The organism is Caballeronia arvi (genome assembly GCF_001544695.2).
Classification (GTDB): domain Bacteria; phylum Pseudomonadota; class Gammaproteobacteria; order Burkholderiales; family Burkholderiaceae; genus Caballeronia; species Caballeronia arvi.
This window is the reverse complement of the sequence record NZ_FCOM02000351.1, coordinates 1-500: the sequence shown is the minus strand read 5'-3', so window position 1 is coordinate 500 and position 500 is coordinate 1. Positions and strand designations below refer to the sequence as shown.

General features: G+C 55.2%; 1 protein-coding gene. It reads left to right on the top strand.

The features are described from left to right. Nucleotides 1-279 precede the first annotated feature (279 nt). On the top strand, nt 280-500 hold a 221-nt coding region (locus tag AWB74_RS45295; protein ID WP_456061771.1), incomplete at its 3' end, for a DUF7884 domain-containing protein.

Genomic DNA, 500 nt, shown 5'->3' with positions numbered 1-500 from the left:
CCGCTAAATCACGCAACATGACAACGTCCGGTGTTGCTCTTGATTGAAATGTAACTAGCATGTCCTTCCTCCTTCACCCGCGGGTAACCGACTTGCGACCCTCGACAGCGAAATTGTCAACTTCAATATATCACAACGTGATACATTTTGATAGGACGCGGTCAGGGCGAAGCATTTTGGCACTCGTCGTTTCCGAACATGGGCGGCTGTCGATGCTGCGGTCAGCGCGCCCTTGTTACCCCGACGTTTGCGGCAGTGCTAATGCGCAAGGAGAAGTTGATGTTTTGGGAAAAGAAGCTGGCCTCGTGGGCGGACAACCTGCGCACGCAGAGCAATGTTCCGGCGCGCATATGCCTGTGGAACGGCCAGTCGTATGACCTTGGCACTTTCGAGAAGCCAACGATCACTCTGCATGCGAAATCAGCGGCCGCCATGCCGCTGCTGTTATCGCCCGGGCTCGACTCGCTGGGCGAAGCCTACGTGGAAGGGAAAATCGATAT